The sequence below is a fragment of the Pseudomonas sp. genome (assembly GCF_036404235.1).
Classification (GTDB): Bacteria; Pseudomonadota; Gammaproteobacteria; order Pseudomonadales; family Pseudomonadaceae; genus Aquipseudomonas.
On sequence record NZ_DASWOT010000117.1, the window covers coordinates 1 to 18,337 of the forward strand.

Consider the following 18,337-nt stretch of genomic DNA (forward strand, 5'->3'; position numbering starts at 1 on the left):
AGTCACCCGCGACACCCTTGCCTCTGGCTAACACTTCCCCTTGCCGGGTGTGTAGAGGACTTTCACCTCCGAGTCACCAGCGTGGCTACCACAGCCAAGCTGGTTGCGCTTACGCGCAACGCGCCATGCCTGGCGCACAAAGAAAAAGCCCGTCCAGGTTTCCCATGGACGGGCTTTGCGTTTCAGCGTGACGTCAACCGATCAAGAACGACCCACCGGAGCAGGGCCTTCGGCCACACCCAAGTCATCTTCATGGCGGGTTTCTTCGATGGCGCGACCACCGGAAGCCAGCTCGGCGTTCATCTGGTCTACGTCCAACTCTTTCACCCACTTGGCAACGACCAGCGTGGCAACCGCGTTACCCACCAGATTGGTCAAGGCGCGGGCTTCGGACATGAAGCGATCGATACCGAGGATCAGTGCCAGACCGGCAACCGGCAGGTGACCGACGGCCGACAGGGTCGCGGCCAACACGATGAAGCCAGAACCGGTCACACCGGCCGCGCCTTTGGACGACAGCAACAGCACCAACAGCATCGTGATCTGATGGGTTATGTCCATGTGCGTATCAGTGGCCTGGGCGATAAATACGGCGGCCATGGTCAGGTAGATCGAAGTACCGTCGAGGTTGAACGAGTACCCCGTCGGGATCACCAGCCCTACGACTGATTTCTTGGCGCCCAAACGCTCCATTTTGATCAGCATGCGTGGCAGTGCAGACTCCGAAGAGGACGTCCCCAGCACGATCAACAATTCTTCACGGATGTATCTGATCAGCTTCAACACGCTGAAACCGTGAGCCCGAGCGATGCCGCCCAGCACCACCAGCACGAACAGCACGCAAGTGATGTAGAAGCACAGCATCAGTTGGCCCAGTTGCACCAACGAACTCACGCCGTAGGCACCGATGGTGAACGCCATGGCGCCCAGAGCACCCAGTGGCGCCAGCTTCATGATCATGTTGATGATGTTGAACATCACGTGAGCGAAGCGATCGATGAAGTCCAGCAGTGGCTTGCCGTAGGAGCCCAGGCGATGCAGGGCGAAACCGAAGATCACCGAAAACATCAGTACTTGCAGAATGTCGCCGGTAGCGAACGCGCCGACGATGGTGTTCGGGATCACGCCAAGGATAAAGCCGACGACGCTTTGATCCTTGCTCGCGGTCACATAGGACGCGATTTTGGAAGCATCCAGGGTCGATACGTCGACGTGCATGCCAGCGCCCGGCTGAACGACGTTGACAACGACCAGACCGATCAACAAGGCAATGGTCGAAACGATTTCGAAGTAGAGCAGCGCGTAACCGCCGGTCTTGCCCACGGACTTCATGCTCTGCATGCCAGCGATACCGCTGACGACGGTGCAGAAGATGATCGGCGCGATGACCATTTTGATCAGTTTGATGAACCCGTCACCCAAAGGCTTGAGCGTAACGGCAGTGTCGGGATACCAGTGACCTAGCGCGATACCGATAACGATGGCGACGATAACTTGGAGATACAGGGATTTGTATAGTGGCTGACGAGTCGTCATTGCAGTTTCCTCAAGAGCATCGGCCTGCATCAACCAAGTGATACAGCGACGCCTAAAGTGCGAACCCTCCTGCACTGGAGGGATTTGTTTTGTCGAGCTGCGCCTGGCAGACCTCTGCGCCCTATTGCAAGCTGCGCGCCATGTCTCGAAAAAACCCTGAAAGCCGCGGCTGACAATGACGTCTGTATTAACGGTAGCTGGAAATCAGTCATTAATGTGGCGGATTTCCGCCCATTCACGACAGAAAACCATTAGCGGTGGCGGTTATCCGCCTTTGCCGCCAAGACGCCACACCTGAGCCCGCTGCATGATGGCAAATAGGCAAGCTCGTGCAAAAGCAATCACCCTTATCTTCAAGCCTGAAAGTGAATCCGAAACGCAGCCCCACCCAGCTGCGAATCCTCCAGCGTCAGCCGCGCGCTGTAGCTTTCGATGATGTCTTTGACCACCGCCAGCCCAATACCCTGCCCTGGGTTTTGCCGATCAAGTCGCTCACCGCGCTCAAGAATGCGCGCACGCTGACTTTGCGGCACACCGGGCCCGTCGTCTTCGATGCACAGCTCATCACCCAGGATTGACGAACTCCAACTGACCCGTACCTCACCCAGGCACAGGCGATAGGCGTTCTCGAGCAAATTGCCAAGCATCTCCAGCAGCGCCCCCTCCTCCATTTGCACCTGACAATTGTCCGGCAGGTCGAGGACCACGTTGACGTCCTTATCTCGATAAACCTTTTCCAGCGTGTTGCACAGGCTCTGCACCACCGGTTTGAGCTTGACGTGATAACGGACCAGCCCGCTCTTGCGCAAGCTTGCGCGCTGTAATTGGTAGCCGATCTGCTGGCTCATGCGCTCGATCTGCGATTGCAGTATCCGCGCCTGCTCGACATCTTCAGGACGTTTGGCGATGGTTTCACTGACGCCCTGCAACACCGCCAACGGGGTTTTCAGGCTGTGGGCCAGGTCGCCCAGGGAATCACGGTAACGAATGCGCTGCTCACGCTCGCTGCTTAATAAGCGGTTGAGCGAGTCGGTCAGGCGCAGCAGCTCGCTGGGGTGTTCTTCACTGAGGCTTTCTCGGGAACCGGCTTCCACCTGATCGAGTTCCTGACTCATGCCGCGCAGGGCGCGCAACCCCCATGTCAAACCGACCCACAGTAACGCCAGCAACACCAGTAATGCGCCGCCGAAACCCAGGTAGAGTTTTTCCCGCAGGCCGGAAATGACTTCCTGATATTCACGCACCGGCTGCAACGCAACAATGCTGTAGGCCGCATTGCGCCCGCCGAGCAGCTTGATTTCGACGTCATAGACGAAGAATTCCTCGCCGTTGGGCTGTTTGATTTTCGCGAACTCGTTACCGCGTCCGTCGTAACGCGGCTGGTACTCGATGTCTTCGTCCTGTGTCGCCCGTGAGCGCCAGACCAGTTTGCCCTGACGGTTATAGATGTAACCGAGCAGACGGCTGTCAGGCAGGCTGAATTGCTCGCCGGGCAATAGCAGCGGCATCAGCAAATGGTCGTCCTCGACCCGGGCTGCGGAAATCAGCGTTGTGACGTCCGAGGCCAGACGCTTTTCAATCGAGCTTTCCAGCGCCAGGCTGAACGCGCTCTGCAACGCGGGCAGCATCAACAGCATGAAAATGACCGCCAGGGTCGCGGCGGCTAGCATCAAACGCAGGCGCAGCGAACGAATCATTTACAGCGCTCAGTGAACAAATAACCCAAGCCGCGCACGGTATCGATTGGTTTGAAGCCGCCCGGGCCTTCGAGCTTGCGACGCAGGCGACCGACCAGCACTTCGATGACGTTCGGATCGCGCTCGTCATCGTCGGGGTACAGCTGTTCCATCAAACGCTCTTTGGGCACCACCTGTTGATGGTGGCGCATGAGGTATTCGAGAATCCGGTATTCATAGGCGGTCAGCGCCAACGGATGGTCGTCGAGTGCTGCCTGTTTGCGATTGAGGTCCAGCAGCAACGGCCCGGCAACGATGGTCGATTGAGTGAAACCGCTGGAACGACGCAATAACGCGTTGAGCCGCGCTTCCAGCTCTTCGAACTGAAACGGCTTGACCACGTAATCATCGGCGCCAGCGGCCAACCCTTCGACCTTGTCCTGCCAATTGCCGCGCGCGGTGAGAATCAGTATCGGAAAAGCCTTGTTCTGGGCGCGAAGCTGGCGAATCAGGTCCAGGCCGCCCATGCCAGGCAAACCGAGATCAATGACCGCCAGATCGTGATTGAACTGGCCCACCTGATACAGCGCCTCTTCGGCATTGGCCACCGCTTCCACCACATGACCGCTTTCGGTCAATCGCGTTTGCAGGTGATGGCGCAACAACGCTTCATCTTCGACGACCAGCAATTTCATGACGCTCTCCCAGGCAAAGGCACACCTCTCGATTCAAGGACCGTAACGACGCTGCAGGCCCGTATTGCACGACACTTTCAGAATCGGCCAACCCGACAGCGCATGCAAAAAGATGGCTTACAACAGGTAGCTCTTAGGCAAATAGTTGCTTTGCCCCTGGCTCAAACTCAACGAATCTTCAGCCGATACATTCATGGTCGATGCACGGGTATCGAGCAGTTTAGACGTACTGATCAGCGGCAGGCTCACATCGTAGCGGCCGAGCAGGTTTTCCTGGCGTACTTTGACACCGTTGTGGGTGCCGGACAGGTTTTCAAACGTTACACAATAGACGTGATCGACAGGCTGCTGGCCAAGGCTGTGGCTCCACATACCGGATGATCTGGCGCTGGTGTTGTTCAAACTGCGGCGGATGCCATTGGGTCTGTCGGGCTTTTCGCTGGTCTTGCCATAGTCGATACGCGAAACGTCAGCGCTACGTTCGGCAGCCTGGGCAGCCGCGCTACTGCCGAGGAAGGCCAAGGCCAGAAAAAGCTTGTTGAATATCAGCATGTGCAGGTCCTCCAGCGCCAAGCGCTCTCTTGGATACAGGTCCAGAGTACTGAGCCAGCGCTGAACCGGGACTGAACACATAGACGCCACACAAAATGGAGTTTTAATAACACAATGGTCTAGGCTCAATAACCAACGCCTGGACGGCGGATAAATAGTCCTCGTTATAAATAGCCCCTGTAAATAAGAAGGAGATTGAACATGCGGTTGTTGATTGCTCTCGCGATGATGTGCCTGGCGGGCCTCGCTCAGGCGCAGGTTATAACCCGGCAGATCGACTATCAAAGCGCCGACGGCACCAAGCTGGTGGGCTATTACGCGTATGACGATGCGATCAAGGGCCCACGGCCTGGGATTGTCGTGGTTCACGAATGGTGGGGGCTTAACGACTATGCCAAGCGCCGCGCCCGCGATCTGGCGGCGCTGGGTTACAGCGCCATGGCCATCGACATGTATGGCGAAGGCAAGAACACCGAACACCCGGCCGACGCCATGACCTTCATGAAAGCGGCATTAAAGGACAGCGCGGCGGCGAACAAGCGCTTTGATGCAGGCATTGAGCAATTGAAGCAGCAGCCCGAGACCAATCCGAACAAAATCGCCGCCATCGGCTACTGCTTCGGCGGCAAGATCGTGCTGGACGCCGCCCGTCGCGGCGAACCGTTGGCGGGGGTGGTGAGTTTTCATGGTGCCCTGGCAACCGACACGCCAGCCACACCCGGCAGCATCAAGGCGCCGATTTTGGTCGAGCACGGCAACAGCGACAGCATGGTCACGCAGGAAAACGTCGCCACGTTCAAACAGGAAATGGACGCCGCCAAGGCTGACTACAAATTCGTCGGTATCGATGGCGCCAAGCACGGCTTCACCAACCCGGACGCCGACAAGCTGAGCCATGGCGAGCATGGTGGGCCGGACATTGGCTACAACAAAGCAGCCGATATGAGCTCGTGGGCGGACATGAAGGCATTCTTGAAAGAGGCGTTTTCGAAGAATTCAACGCTGTAACATCACCGGACTTCTCCACTAAACTCGCCGCTGCGCAAACGCGGTGGCGTATTCAAAATCAGATCGTCGACAAACATGACTTGCGCTCAATCACCCGGCAAAATGCCGCTCATGACTCAGCCTATCGAACTACCCCTCTGCTGCCCCGCTCTCAATCATCACTGGCCGCTGCCGCAAACGCTGCCCGGCGTGGTGCTGATCAGCAGCCTGTTCGATCCACAGCAGTTGGCCGACGGCGATTTCCAACGCTGCTTGATCGAGCCGCCCGCCAACATTCAACGCTCGGTGGCCAAGCGCAAGACCGAGTTTCTGGCGGGCAGGTTATGCGCCAGGGAAGCGATGCGACGACTTGATGGACGAATGCATGTGCCGCTGATTGGAGAAGACCGCGCGCCGATCTGGCCCGACGACCTCTGCGGCTCAATCACCCACAGCACTGGTTGGGCCGCTGCGATCGTTGCGCGTCGGCAGCACTGGCACGGCCTCGGGATGGACATGGAAAACCTGCTCACTCACGAACGCGCAGCACGGTTGGCGGGGGAAATTTTGACGACAGACGAGTTGGCACGCATGGCCTCGGGGCCAGAGCATGAGGTTGCCCAGTTAGTAACACTGACCTTCTCGCTCAAAGAGAGCCTGTTCAAGGCGCTCTACCCTATCGTGCTCAAGCGTTTTTACTTCCATGACGCTGAACTGGTGGAATGGTCGCAAAACGGTCGCGCGCAGTTGCGCTTGAAGATTGATCTGTCAGCCGAATGGCACAACGGTAAAGAGCTGGACGCGCAGTTTAGCGTGCAGCATGAGCAGGTATTGAGCCTGGTTGCGATAGCCAACGCCTACCATTGACCACGACGCTGAGCCGCCTACGATGACGAGGCGTTCAACGGGCAATGCTCACACCGCCCCACCCACTCAACCCGATGACTCAAACAGCAACTGCGACGCTGACGGCGCTGGCCGCCCGCCCCGTCTATATAGGTGATTGCATTGAACAGCGGATTACGGCGCCCATCGGGCCTTGTTCTGTCATTGAGCAAGGCATAGCCAGCAGCCAAGGAAACAGCACTTACAGCACCGAGTTGCTTCAGACAAGTCTCCAGATAGTCCCCGGCGTTGCTCCACAAAACACCCGGTGCAACACTGCTATAGGCGCTCAACATCTCAACCACCCGTTGTAAATGATCAAGCAGCGGACCAAACCGCAGAAACGGATCTGTCGAGCCCAAAACAGCAACACCGCCAGCGCCCGAAAACCTTACCCCATCCAGCAACCCCCGCTCACTCAGCGCAAACCCCACCCGATCCAGCCCCAGCGGCCAATGCCAGCCATGAACCAGGCTCGCCGCCGCCACCGGAGGAATCAACTGCATGAAGTAGTACTTGGACCACTGCGACACCAGCACCGGCAATTGGCTCGGCATCAAATCAGGGCCGTACACACGCATCAACAACGGGTCCAGCGTGTCGGCCCGCAACAGCTCGGATACAGGCACTAACGCACGCGGGTCATCTGCAGACAGCAGGGTCTGGCCAAATACCGCCAAGTCACCTTCAAACAGGCTAAACGTCATGACTCACCCTGTCGACGCGGCCATGTCAGGCTGCTCATCGATAATCCGTGCCAGGGTGCTTGCTGCACAGTCCGTGTCTCCGGTGTTGTTCTTACTTAATAGAATGGAAAATCACGCAGGCATCGATTTTCTGCCAGCCTGCCGATCCCTGCCCAACAATTGGGCCGATTGTAGCAATGCGCCTAACATGACACACGACATGCCAATCGCCCCTAAACCGCGCTTGCCAACCAGACTTTCTGTGATAGGGTTCGCGCCCGCAAAAATCCAGGCAGGCCGATAGAAAAGCTCAAAAAAGGGTGACCAACGGTCCAATGCAGTCCGGCTGCGGCCTACACGCCTTTTCCTCCTTTCACACACAAATTACACACAAGTTTATCCACAGGATGGACGTTGCAATTAGTGTCAGAAACGCATTATCTTGTAGCCCTTAGCAGATGGAGACCCTACATGTAGGGTTTTGCTCGAAAAGCCAACCACAAGTCGCCAAGTGTTTTCAAGCACTTTTCTTGGGTTAAAAAACTGAACCAGCCACAGTTTTTACCGCCAAACCGCGTACGCGAATGGCAGATACGCATGCCTTGTAATCTGCGCGTCACGAAACAACTGCTGCAACATAAAACCAGCATTGTGCAAAAGATTTTTCAGGGTCACGGGCCTCACCCCCCAACCCTTTGGACTTCAAAGCCTAGGAAGCGGCATTCACCCCTTCCCCCTCCGTTTTGAAGTCGTTGTGTGATCGACGTTTGTCGGTCAACTGCCTCAAGACGGAACGGTGGGCATGCAGTCAGTGCTCAAACAAACTTAAAGAACGTGGAGATACCCATGCATACAGACACAACTCGCGAGAATCCGCAGGCCAAAGCGCCGCAGACAGGTGAGACCCAGCAGGACCTGTCCGCCACCGCGCCGGGTCAGTTGCGTGTGATCAAGCGTAACGGCACCGTTGTTCCGTATACCGATGACAAGATCACCGTTGCCATCACCAAAGCGTTTCTCGCAGTTGAGGGCGGCACCGCTGCTGCCTCGTCGCGTATCCACGACACCGTTGCCCGTCTGACTGAACAAGTCACCACGACCTTCAAGCGTCGTATGCCTTCGGGCGGCACGATCCACATCGAAGAAATCCAGGATCAGGTAGAACTGGCGCTGATGCGCGCAGGCGAGCAAAAAGTGGCTCGCGACTACGTGATCTATCGTAACGACCGCTCCAAAGAGCGCGCTCATCGTGTGAGCGAAGAACCTGTCCAGGTTCACCCATCGATCCGCATCACCCGCGCCGACGGCAGCATCGCGCCGCTAGACATGGGCCGCCTGAACACCATCGTCACCGAAGCGTGCGAAGGTCTGGCCGAAGTCGACGCTGACCTGATCCAGAGCGAAACCCTGAAAAACCTGTACGACGGCGTAGCGATGAAAGACGTCAACACCGCCCTGGTGATGACCGCGCGCACCCTGGTTGAACGTGAGCCGAACTACTCGTTCGTTACCGCTCGCCTGCTGATGGACACCCTGCGTGCCGAAGGCCTGGGCTTTCTGGAAGTGGCCGAGAGCGCGACGCACCACGAAATGGTCGACCTGTACGCCAAGGCGCTGCCGGCTTACATCGCCAAAGGTATCGAGTACGAACTGCTAAACCCTGTGCTGGCCGAATACGACCTGGAAAAACTGGGCAAGGCGATCAACCACGAGCGCGATCAGCAGTTCACCTACCTGGGCCTGCAAACCCTGTACGACCGCTACTTCATCCACAAGGATGGCGTGCGCTTCGAGCTGCCGCAGATCTTCTTCATGCGCGTCGCGATGGGCCTGGCAATCGAAGAGAAAGCTCGCGAAGAGCGTGCGATCGAGTTCTACAACCTGTTGTCGTCGTTTGACTACATGGCCTCGACGCCGACACTGTTCAACGCCGGTACCCTGCGTCCCCAATTGTCGAGCTGCTACCTGACCACCGTTCCAGATGACCTGTCGGGCATTTATCACGCCATCCACGACAACGCCATGCTGTCCAAATTCGCAGGCGGCCTGGGCAACGACTGGACTCCGGTTCGCGCGCTGGGCTCGTACATCAAGGGCACCAACGGCAAATCCCAGGGCGTCGTGCCTTTCCTGAAAGTGGTCAACGACACCGCTGTCGCAGTCAACCAGGGCGGCAAGCGCAAAGGCGCGGTCTGTGCCTACCTGGAAACCTGGCACATGGACATCGAAGAGTTCATCGAGCTGCGCAAGAACACCGGTGATGATCGTCGTCGTACCCACGACATGAACACCGCCAACTGGATCCCTGACCTGTTCATGAAGCGTGTCTTCGATGACGGCCCGTGGACACTGTTCTCGCCTTCCGAAGTCCCGGACCTGCACGACCTGACCGGCAAGGCCTTCCAAGAGCGTTACGAATACTACGAAGCGCTGTCTCAGTATCCAGGCAAGATCAAGCTGTTCAAGACCATCCAGGCCAAGGATCTGTGGCGCAAGATGCTCTCGATGCTGTTCGAAACCGGCCACCCATGGCTGACCTTCAAAGACCCATGCAACCTGCGCAGCCCGCAGCAGCATGTGGGCGTGGTTCACAGCTCGAACCTGTGTACCGAGATCACCCTGAACACCAACAAGGATGAGATCGCGGTCTGCAACCTGGGCTCGATCAACCTGCCGAACCACATCGCCGACGGCAAGCTGGACACCCACAAGCTCAAGCGCACCATCGACACCGCCGTGCGCATGCTCGATAACGTAATCGACATCAACTACTACTCGGTGCCGCAAGCGAAGAACTCCAACTTCCGTCACCGTCCAGTTGGCTTGGGCATCATGGGCTTCCAGGACGCACTGTACCTGCAGCACATTCCTTATGGTTCCGATGCGGCCGTCGACTTCGCCGACAAATCCATGGAAGCGGTCAGCTACTTCGCGATCCAGGCTTCCTGCGATCTGGCGGACGAGCGCGGGGCGTACGAGACGTTCCAGGGTTCGCTGTGGTCCAAAGGCATCCTGCCACTGGATTCGCAACAGATCCTGATCGAACAACGCGGCCAGAAGTACATCGATGTCGACCTCAACGAAACCCTGGATTGGGCACCGGTTCGCGCCCGTGTTCAGAAAGGCATTCGTAACTCCAACATCATGGCCATCGCACCGACCGCGACCATCGCCAACATCACTGGCGTGTCGCAATCGATCGAGCCGACGTATCAAAACCTGTACGTGAAGTCGAACCTTTCCGGCGAGTTCACCGTGATCAACCCGTACCTGGTTCGCGACCTCAAGGCTCGCGGCCTGTGGGACTCGGTCATGATCAACGACCTGAAGTACTACGATGGCTCCGTACAACAGATCGAACGCATCCCGCAGGAGTTGAAAGACCTGTACGCCACCGCGTTCGAAGTCGACACCAAGTGGATCGTCGACGCCGCCAGCCGCCGTCAAAAGTGGATCGACCAGGCTCAGTCGCTGAACCTGTACATCGCTGGCGCATCGGGCAAGAAGCTGGACGTCACCTACCGCATGGCTTGGTTCCGTGGCCTGAAAACCACTTATTACCTCCGTGCCCTGGCCGCGACCAGCACCGAGAAGTCGACCATCAGCACCGGCAAGCTCAACGCAGTATCGAGCGGCGGCCACGGCCCGGACGACTCGTCGCTGGCAGCACCGAAACCTGCAGAAGCCGCACCGGCCGGTCCAGCGCCAGTGCCCAAGGCTTGCGCGATTGACGAGCCCGATTGCGAGGCTTGTCAGTAAACACGCTGGACGCCGCACGTTTCTGAGCAGCGTCCGCGTTGTAGCCGAGTTTTCCGGCCTCCTCACGTACTAACGTACGCTCAGGAGTCCAGAAAACTCGGCGCCTAGCGGTCTCTCAGTCAGACTCGCGCTCTTCATGCAGCGCCAGTTATAAAAAGCAAGATCAGGGGCGCCATGCCCCAAGATTTCATTTTCATTGCGTGCAACAAACGTTACGCAACCGATACCTAAGATCCAACAGGCCAGTCCACGCGACTGACCCTCACGCAGGAGACTTACCGTCATGCTGAGCTGGGACGAATTCGACAAAGAAGACGCAGCCGCACCCGCCAAAGGCGCCAATGCAGGCCACGCCTCGGAAGCGGCTATGGACAAACTCGACAGCGCCGGTGGCGCAGCCGCCCTGGAAGCCCGCGCGGTCACTGCCAACGACTCTGCGGCGATCATCCGCGCCAAGGCTGCCCTGGACAAACTCGACATCGCCGAAGGGCTGGCTGAACTCGAAGGCGCCAGCGCTCGCGTGGCCGTCGACGAAAAAATGATGATCAACTGCCGCGCCGACCTCAACCAACTCGTGCCATTCAAGTACGACTGGGCCTGGCAGAAGTACCTCGACGGCTGCGCGAACCACTGGATGCCGCAAGAAGTCAACATGACCGCCGACATCGCCGTCTGGCGTAACCCGGAAGGCCTGACCGACGACGAGCGCCGCATCGTCATGCGCAACCTGGGCTTTTTCTCCACCGCCGACTCCCTGGTTGCCAACAACCTGGTGCTGGCCGTGTATCGCCTGATCACTAACCCTGAATGCCGGCAGTACATCCTGCGCCAGGCGTTCGAGGAAGCGATCCACACCCACGCCTACCAATACTGCATCGAGTCGCTGGGCATGGACGAAGGCGAGATCTTCAACATGTACCACGAGATTCCATCGGTCGCCAAAAAGGCAGCCTGGGGCCTCAAATACACCCGTTCGATCTCCGATCCAAAGTTTGAAACCGGCACCGTCGAAACCGACAAAGAACTGCTGCGCAACCTGATCGCCTATTACTGCGTGCTCGAAGGCATCTTCTTCTACTGCGGCTTTACCCAGATCCTCTCCATGGGCCGCCGCAACAAAATGACCGGCGTTGCAGAACAATTCCAATACATTCTGCGCGACGAATCCATGCACCTGAACTTCGGTATCGACGTGATCAACCAGATCAAAATCGAAAACCCACACCTGTGGGATACCGAGATGAAGGACGAAGCGACCCAGATGATCCTGCAAGGCACTCAACTGGAAATCGAATACGCCCGCGACACCATGCCCCGCGGCGTGTTGGGTATGAACGCGGCGATGATGGAAGACTATTTGCGGTTCATCGCGAATCGTCGTTTGAGCCAGATTGGCTTGAAGGAAGAGTATCCAGGGACAACTAACCCGTTCCCTTGGATGAGCGAGATTATGGACTTGAAGAAAGAGAAAAACTTCTTTGAGACGCGGGTTATTGAATATCAAACGGGTGGGGCGTTGAGCTGGGATTGATTTGATTGTGGAGTCGCGTCAAAACCTGAACCCGTCTCATCCAAGATGAAATGGGTTCTGCGAAAAGGGTTGCCAACTGGCAGCCCTTTTTTGCTTTTGCTTCGGCGCAAACGTGAGACTTCACGCGCTTGATTCGGGAAGCATGGCGCCAGGGCAGCTCCCGGCCCAGAAGTAGACAGCCAGCGGCGAGTACACAAACGTTTGACGAAGCTCTTGAGAACGTTCTTTTGCACACAACCCAACAACTTGGATCCCGTGGAACTCAGGACGTTGATGAGGATTAGTTTTTGTAACGCAACGCATCCACCAACAACGCAAACGCAGGCGACGCCTGACGTCGACTGGGGTAGTAGAGATGAAAACCGGCAAACCATGGCGACCAGTCTTCCAGCACTTGAATCAGGCGCCCGGCTTTGAGGTGAGGCGCCACCAGGTCATGGGGAACATAGCTCAATCCGAAACCATCCAGTGCCGCTTCTAACAGCTGATAAACACCGTTGTATGTCACTTGGCCTGTCACGCGAACCTTGAGACGTTCGCCATCTTTGGCGAACTCCCAGGCATACAGACCGCCGTTCGTGGGCAATCGCAGGTTATTGCACAGGTGATCCGTGAGCGCCCGAGGAGTCGTGGGTAATTCACGGTTGGCAAAGTAGCCAGCAGACCCAACCACCGACATACGCATATCCGGCCCGATACGCGTGGCAATCATGCCGTCCGCCACGTCCTCGCCCAGCCTGACCCCGGCATCAAAGCCCTGTGCGGCGATGTCGACGAAGCTGTAATCGCAACAGACTTCCACCGAGATGTCCGGATACTTGGGGAGGAAGTCTTTCAGCACGGGCCGAATGATCTGATCCAGCACATGGTCCATCGCGTTGATACGGATATTGCCAGCGGGGGTATCGCGCAGATCACTCAGGCCAGCCAGCTCTATTTCGATTTCCTCGAAATGGGGCCCCACCCTTCTCATCAGACGTTCGCCTGCCTCGGTGGGCGAAACGCTGCGCGTTGTACGAGTCAACAAACGCAGCCCAAGCCGCGCTTCCAAGCCACGAATCGTATGACTCAGCGCTGATTGAGACACCCCGAGTCTGGCAGCGGCTTTGGTGAAGCTTCGCTCCTTGGCGACGGCGAGGAAGGCAAGCAGATCACTGGCGTTTTCCTTGAGCATTGATGAGAGCCCCACATAAGTATTTTCGGATTCTAGCGCCTAATCATATTAATGAGGAGCTGATAGATTTTAGATCTCGCTCCAAGTCAGCTGCCCTGCACCCGCCAAGGTAGGAAGCGCGTCTGGCCTGTCACCTTTTCGATCCGCTATTAATCCATTCAGGTCGTCAGTGACGGCTATTGCCTTAAGGGGAGCGTCATGAAAAATCTCGCGGCCACGGCGCTATCGCTGGCATTGCACGCTTTTGATGTATCCGCAGAAGGGGAAAAATCCATGCTCATCATTAACCCGAACGGCTCGCAGCCATCTGCCAAAGGACCCGCTGATTACTTTACGGGCACTGTGCGTGTCGACGCGCCATTCAAGGGGACAGAAGACGCTCGGGTCAGCGGTGCAACGGTGACCTTCGAACCTGGTGCTCGCACTGCCTGGCACACTCACCCGCTAGGCCAGACCCTGATCGTCACGGCTGGATCCGGCCTGGTGCAGGAGCTGGGGCAACCGGTTCGCTCAATCAAACCGGGCGACACCGTGTGGATTCCACCTAATGTCAAACACTGGCATGGCGCGACCGCCACCACTGCAATGACTCATATCGCCATTGCTGAAGTGCGGGACGGCAAAGTGGTCGACTGGATGGAACAGGTCAGCGACGAACAATACGCCCAAGGGTTTTGATCGAGTTCACACGAGGTCTTCATGAAAAACATCGGCAACGTCACAGTCGTCATTGGTGCGGGTTCGATTGGTCAGGCGATTGCCCGCCGCGTCAGTGCAGGTAAACATGTCGTGCTGGCCGACCTGCGCCAGGAGAACGCCGATTCAGCGGCCAAGGTGCTGCTCGACGCAGGCTTTGAAGTCACCACAGCCGTCGTTGATGTTTCTTCGCGCGAGTCGGTCGAAGCCCTGGTACGAATGGCAACCGCCATCGGTGATGTCACCGGCGTGATCCACGCTGCGGGTGTTTCACCTCCACAAGCGCCGGTAGCGACGATCCTGCGTGTGGACCTTTATGGCACTGCCTTGGTGCTGGAAGCGTTCGGCAACGTGATCGCCGAGGGTGGCTCAGGAATAGTCATCGCCTCGCAATCCGGTCATCGCTTGCCCGCACTGACGCCTGAGCAGAACAAAGCGCTGGCCACCACCCCCGTCGAGGACTTGCTGGCGCTGCCGATGCTTCAGGCCGACAAGGTGACTGATCCATTGAACGCGTATCAGATATCCAAACGCGCTAATTCGCTGCGCGTGATGGCTGAGGCCGTGCGCTGGGGCAAGCGCGGAGCACGGGTCAACACCATCAGCCCCGGTATCATTTTCACCCCTCTAGCCAGAGACGAGTTGCACGGTCCGCGTGGCGAAGGCTACCGCCGCATGATCAAACTCAGCGCTGCTGGCCGTGGCGGTACACCCGATGAAGTCGGTGCAGTCGCGGCGTTACTGATGGGGCCTGAAGGAACCTTCATCACTGGCAGCGACTTTCTCATGGATGGCGGCGTCACCGCAGCCTACTGGTACGGCGACCTGGCGCCTCAGTAGGACAATTCCCTTCGATCACAACAGCTCTCATCCCATTTCTATATTTTCAAAATCTGGGTGACATCGGTCGACATCGCACATCCGACCGAGCCCAAGATGAAAAGGATCATCCCGGGAAGTCGCGAACGTCCCAATTCCTATGGATTCGCACCCCGATATGCACTGAGCGCGGTCTTTGCTGACTTTTATCCAAAAATACAACGCTGATCGCTAGAAGCAAGGAGATTGAAATGCAAAAGCGCAAACTCGGTAATAGCTCTCTTGAAATATCGGCTCTGGGGCTGGGTTGCATGGGGCTCGTTCAGACCCTTTCGGCAAAACTCCGACATCTGAATGGATCCGTGTGCCGCCTCTGACGCTAGATACTGACATCTCAATCAGGACCGAAGGTGTCCTTGGCGCTTTAGAACCTCCAGGACGGTATTCACATGCTCATAAACCGTGTCCCCCCTTGCACCGTCCAGATGGATGTCCGGCGCGAGCGGCGACTCGTATGGGGATGACAGCCCAGTGAACTGTTTGATATCGCCCTTGCGAACTTTCGCATAGAGCCCTTTGGAGTCCCGATCCTCACAAATGGCCAAGGGTGTGTTCACAAAGACCTCGTAGAAGCCATCGCCAATAAGCTCCCGCACCGCTGTACGGTCCTTGGCAAACGGCGAAATCAGCGCGGCAATCACACAAACACCCGTATCCCGGAACAGTCTGGCGACCTCGCCGACGCGACGCGTGTTTTCGCTACGGTCCTCGTGGGAAAAGCCCAGGTCCCGGCACAAGCCATGACGCAGCTCATCGCCGTCGAGAATAACGACACCAAGTCCCTGATCGGCCAATTTGGATTTCAGGTGCCTGGCAATGGTGCTTTTGCCAGCACCACTCAAGCCGGTGAGCCAAATTACCGGGGGTTGCTCGATCAATCGCTGACTGCACATTCGACTGCTGCTCCCTGACTGATGCTGGCGTGCCAAGCTCAAGCTTTGGACACAGCCATAAGTGAACTGCGCCCCAAATGTTGGAGCAGGGCTTGTCCCGCGACTGGCGGGGAACCTGTCGTAAAACCTGTGCTCGCGGTGTGACAGGCAGACCACACACTCCGGGTTTGCCGTGTAAAAGCTGGGCTTGCCCGCGAAGACGACTCATCCCTAGTGCCTGAGATGCAGGCTTAGCCCTAAAACCCCGTCTCCCGCCAGATCAACACCAATGCCGCACGAACGAAACCCTGCACCGGTGATTGCCAGGCCCCATTGATCACCACATGACCGCGCCAGCTTTGTTGTTGCGCCCGGTCTGGAGGGGGTTGGTCGCTGTGCAAGGTGACTCGATACACCGCGCGCTCAGGAATGAGTTTGCCGTGTTTGTCTCGCGTCAGCACCGAGCCACCTGCCGCGCTGGATAGCACGCCGTTGGTCAGTTGCCGGGTGGCGTCCTGTTCGATGGCGGTTATCTGCAAGGGCAGGTTCAGGCCGCTGTCGCCATCGGCGTAAAAACGCGCTGTGTCACCCGTCTTGATCCGCCGTACGTCGTCTTCGTCCAGGTAGGTTTCCACACGCCAGTCGGCGGGGTCGACCAAGGTCGCCAGACGCTCATGGTTGCTGACCCATACCCCAGCTTTCAGCCCCGGTTCGATGTTTTGCACAACACCACTGAATGGCGCCTTTGGCGAGTAGAGCGCCAGTTCTGCCTGCACGCTGGCCAGTTCGGCGCGGGCACTGATTTCCTGTTGTTGCAGCACTTGCATGTTCTGCCGCTGCTCGGCGTCGATGCCGGTGTTTTCGGCCTGATGGCGCACGCTTTCCAGTTTCACCTGGGCGCGTCGCCAACGCAGTTGCAGGTCTGGTGACGCCAGCTCCAGCAAGGTGTCGCCGTGTTTGACGCGCTCGCCGTTGGCCCAGGGCAGGCGGGCGATCTGCGCACCGGCGGGGGCATAGATCGGGTAGCTCTCAGTCGGGCGCAAAAGGCCCGAGGCGCTGAGCCGGGTCGGCCAGGGCGCAATAAGAATCAGCATGGCAGCGAGCAGAATCAGTGCCGGGCGCCACAGCCGCGCACGGCCGTGCTGCCCGTCAAGCAAATGCGGCCATTCTTTGATTTCCTTGTAAAACGGCATCAAGACGAACCAGCCCATTTCCACGACGAACAGCAGGATGCCGATCGCCTTGATAAAGAAGTGATAGACCAGTGCGGCGATCCCAAGAAATAGCACCAGCCGGTAGATCCAGGTGGCGTATGCGAACAGGATCAGGCCGAGGGTCATTTTCCGTGAGAAGTATTCCGGTGGTTCAAGGCCCAGCCCGAACAGCCGCTCACGCATGTGCCAGCGCGCCAGGGCAAAGGAGCGGGCGTGCAGGTTGGGCATATCCAACCAATCCGAGAGCAGAAAATAACCGTCAAAGCGCATGAACGGGCTGCTGTTGATCGCCAGCGTGGCAATCCAGGTGGTGGTGGCCAGCATAAAGGCGATGGCCTTGGGCAAGCCTTCTGGCAGCAACGCCCAGGCCAGCGTCGCCCAGACGGCCACTACCAGCTCAGTGACGATCCCCGCCGCAGCGACCTGGAAGCGTTGCCGGCGCTGGCCCAGCTTCCACACCTCGTTGGTGTCGGTGTAGGCCATGGGAAACATCACCAGAAAGGCCATGCCCATGGTCGGCACCCGACAGCCAAAGCGTTTCGCGGTAAAGGCATGCCCCAGCTCGTGTAAAGTCTTGATGGCGATCAGGGCCACGCCATAGCCGACAAACCCTTGCCAGGAAAAGGTGTCCATCAGGGTCGAGGTGAAGCGCGTCCAGTCTCGTTCGACCAACACCAGGCCGATCACCAGTACCAACAGGGTCAGCCAGGCAAAACCCTGGGTATAGAGCGGCGCCACCCAGCCCACATGCCGTTGCAGCCAACCATCCGGGCGCACCAGTGGCACGCGGAAAAACAGGTAGTTGTGCAGCAGGGTATTGAACCAGGTGCCACGCCTGCGTCGCACGCTTTCGGCCATCAGCCGAGCACTGTTAGGCGGGGTGCGCAGTAGCTGGTTGTCCTGCAGGAATTTAGCCATCGCCTGCACGTCCTCGTCTTCGGGATGCAGGGTGGTGTGACGGGCGATGTCGGCGCTGATGGTATCGGCCTGGGCCAGTTGCCAGCGGCTGAGGATCTCAAAACTCAGCCAGTCGAGGCGAAAAAAGGTATTGCGCACCGGGTCGTGCAAGGTCCAACTGGGTTGCCCGTCGTTCAATGGCGGGCCGGGAAACAGTTCCAGTTCTTCACGCAGCGGCGGCAGGTATTCAGGCGTCGCTGCCTGGAGCAGCAGTTGCGGGACTGCATTGATCTCCATC

The 18,337-nt window shown here is 57.9% G+C and carries 14 protein-coding genes and 1 pseudogene; 7 read left to right on the plus strand and 8 right to left on the minus strand.

The annotated features are described in order from the left end of the window. Nucleotides 1-201 precede the first annotated feature (201 nt). The 4 genes from VGC62_RS14525 to VGC62_RS14540 all read right to left on the minus strand — a co-directional run bounded on the left by VGC62_RS14525 (nucleotide 202) and on the right by VGC62_RS14540 (nucleotide 4,459). On the minus strand, nucleotides 202-1,536 hold the full coding sequence (locus VGC62_RS14525; RefSeq protein ID WP_331187778.1) for a dicarboxylate/amino acid:cation symporter: 1,335 nt from the start codon (nucleotides 1,534-1,536) through the stop codon (nucleotides 202-204). A 353-nt stretch (nucleotides 1,537-1,889) separates the two neighbouring features. After that, nucleotides 1,890-3,233 carry an ATP-binding protein gene (locus VGC62_RS14530; protein ID WP_331187779.1) on the minus strand — a complete coding sequence of 448 codons (1,344 nt, stop codon included), beginning with the start codon at nucleotides 3,231-3,233 and terminating at the stop codon, nucleotides 1,890-1,892. Next, entirely contained in the window at nucleotides 3,230-3,907 is a 678-nt protein-coding gene (locus VGC62_RS14535) for a response regulator (protein ID WP_331187780.1), read from the minus strand. The genes VGC62_RS14530 and VGC62_RS14535 overlap by 4 nt, the downstream gene beginning before the upstream one ends. A 117-nt stretch (nucleotides 3,908-4,024) precedes the next feature. Then, the gene (locus VGC62_RS14540) at nucleotides 4,025-4,459 is read right to left on the minus strand and encodes a hypothetical protein (RefSeq protein WP_331187781.1); all 435 of its coding nucleotides are present in this window, start codon (nucleotides 4,457-4,459) and stop codon (nucleotides 4,025-4,027) included. 201 nt (nucleotides 4,460-4,660) lie between these two features. On the opposite strand from VGC62_RS14540, the gene VGC62_RS14545 reads away from it, so the two are divergent. Both VGC62_RS14545 and VGC62_RS14550 read left to right on the plus strand, forming a co-directional pair. Beyond that, entirely contained in the window at nucleotides 4,661-5,467 is an 807-nt protein-coding gene (locus tag VGC62_RS14545) for a dienelactone hydrolase family protein (RefSeq protein WP_331187782.1), read from the plus strand. 111 nt (nucleotides 5,468-5,578) lie between these two features. After that, the gene (locus VGC62_RS14550; RefSeq protein WP_331187783.1) at nucleotides 5,579-6,313 is read left to right on the plus strand and encodes a 4'-phosphopantetheinyl transferase family protein; all 735 of its coding nucleotides are present in this window, start codon (nucleotides 5,579-5,581) and stop codon (nucleotides 6,311-6,313) included. 17 nt (nucleotides 6,314-6,330) lie between these two features. Here the strand turns inward: VGC62_RS14550 and fhuF are convergent, their stop codons facing one another. Continuing rightward, nucleotides 6,331-7,038: a siderophore-iron reductase FhuF gene (gene fhuF / locus VGC62_RS14555; protein ID WP_331187784.1), complete on the minus strand. Its 708-nt coding sequence runs from the start codon at nucleotides 7,036-7,038 to the stop codon at nucleotides 6,331-6,333. Between the two features lie 825 nt (nucleotides 7,039-7,863). Here fhuF and VGC62_RS14560 point away from each other — a divergent pair. Both VGC62_RS14560 and VGC62_RS14565 read left to right on the plus strand, forming a co-directional pair. Then, nucleotides 7,864-10,776, plus strand: coding sequence for a ribonucleoside-diphosphate reductase subunit alpha (locus VGC62_RS14560; RefSeq protein ID WP_331187785.1), 2,913 nt, complete (start codon nucleotides 7,864-7,866; stop codon nucleotides 10,774-10,776). Between the two features lie 283 nt (nucleotides 10,777-11,059). Further along, complete coding sequence (locus VGC62_RS14565; RefSeq protein ID WP_331187786.1) at nucleotides 11,060-12,307, plus strand: ribonucleotide-diphosphate reductase subunit beta; 1,248 nt, start codon at nucleotides 11,060-11,062, stop codon at nucleotides 12,305-12,307. Between the two features lie 280 nt (nucleotides 12,308-12,587). Here the strand turns inward: VGC62_RS14565 and VGC62_RS14570 are convergent, their stop codons facing one another. Continuing rightward, nucleotides 12,588-13,481: a LysR family transcriptional regulator gene (locus tag VGC62_RS14570; protein ID WP_331187787.1), complete on the minus strand. Its 894-nt coding sequence runs from the start codon at nucleotides 13,479-13,481 to the stop codon at nucleotides 12,588-12,590. Nucleotides 13,482-13,679: 198 nt separating this feature from the next. Here VGC62_RS14570 and VGC62_RS14575 point away from each other — a divergent pair, with 198 nt between their 5' ends. From VGC62_RS14575 to VGC62_RS14585, 3 genes and pseudogenes are all read left to right on the plus strand, one after another. Then, a complete protein-coding gene (locus VGC62_RS14575) occupies nucleotides 13,680-14,159 on the plus strand; it encodes a (R)-mandelonitrile lyase (RefSeq protein WP_414705803.1) in 480 nt (159 codons plus the stop codon). A 30-nt stretch (nucleotides 14,160-14,189) separates the two neighbouring features. Then, the gene (locus VGC62_RS14580) at nucleotides 14,190-15,017 is read left to right on the plus strand and encodes an SDR family oxidoreductase (RefSeq protein ID WP_331187799.1); all 828 of its coding nucleotides are present in this window, start codon (nucleotides 14,190-14,192) and stop codon (nucleotides 15,015-15,017) included. 230 nt (nucleotides 15,018-15,247) lie between these two features. Beyond that, nucleotides 15,248-15,316, plus strand: a pseudogene (locus VGC62_RS14585) (aldo/keto reductase); the annotation flags it as partial. A 78-nt stretch (nucleotides 15,317-15,394) separates the two neighbouring features. Here the strand turns inward: VGC62_RS14585 and cysC are convergent. Then, a complete protein-coding gene (gene cysC, locus VGC62_RS14590; RefSeq protein ID WP_331187788.1) occupies nucleotides 15,395-15,949 on the minus strand; it encodes an adenylyl-sulfate kinase in 555 nt (184 codons plus the stop codon). A gap of 236 nt (nucleotides 15,950-16,185) precedes the next feature. Next, a complete protein-coding gene (locus VGC62_RS14595; protein ID WP_331187789.1) occupies nucleotides 16,186-18,336 on the minus strand; it encodes an HlyD family efflux transporter periplasmic adaptor subunit in 2,151 nt (716 codons plus the stop codon). Between the last annotated feature and the right edge of the window lies 1 nt (nucleotide 18,337).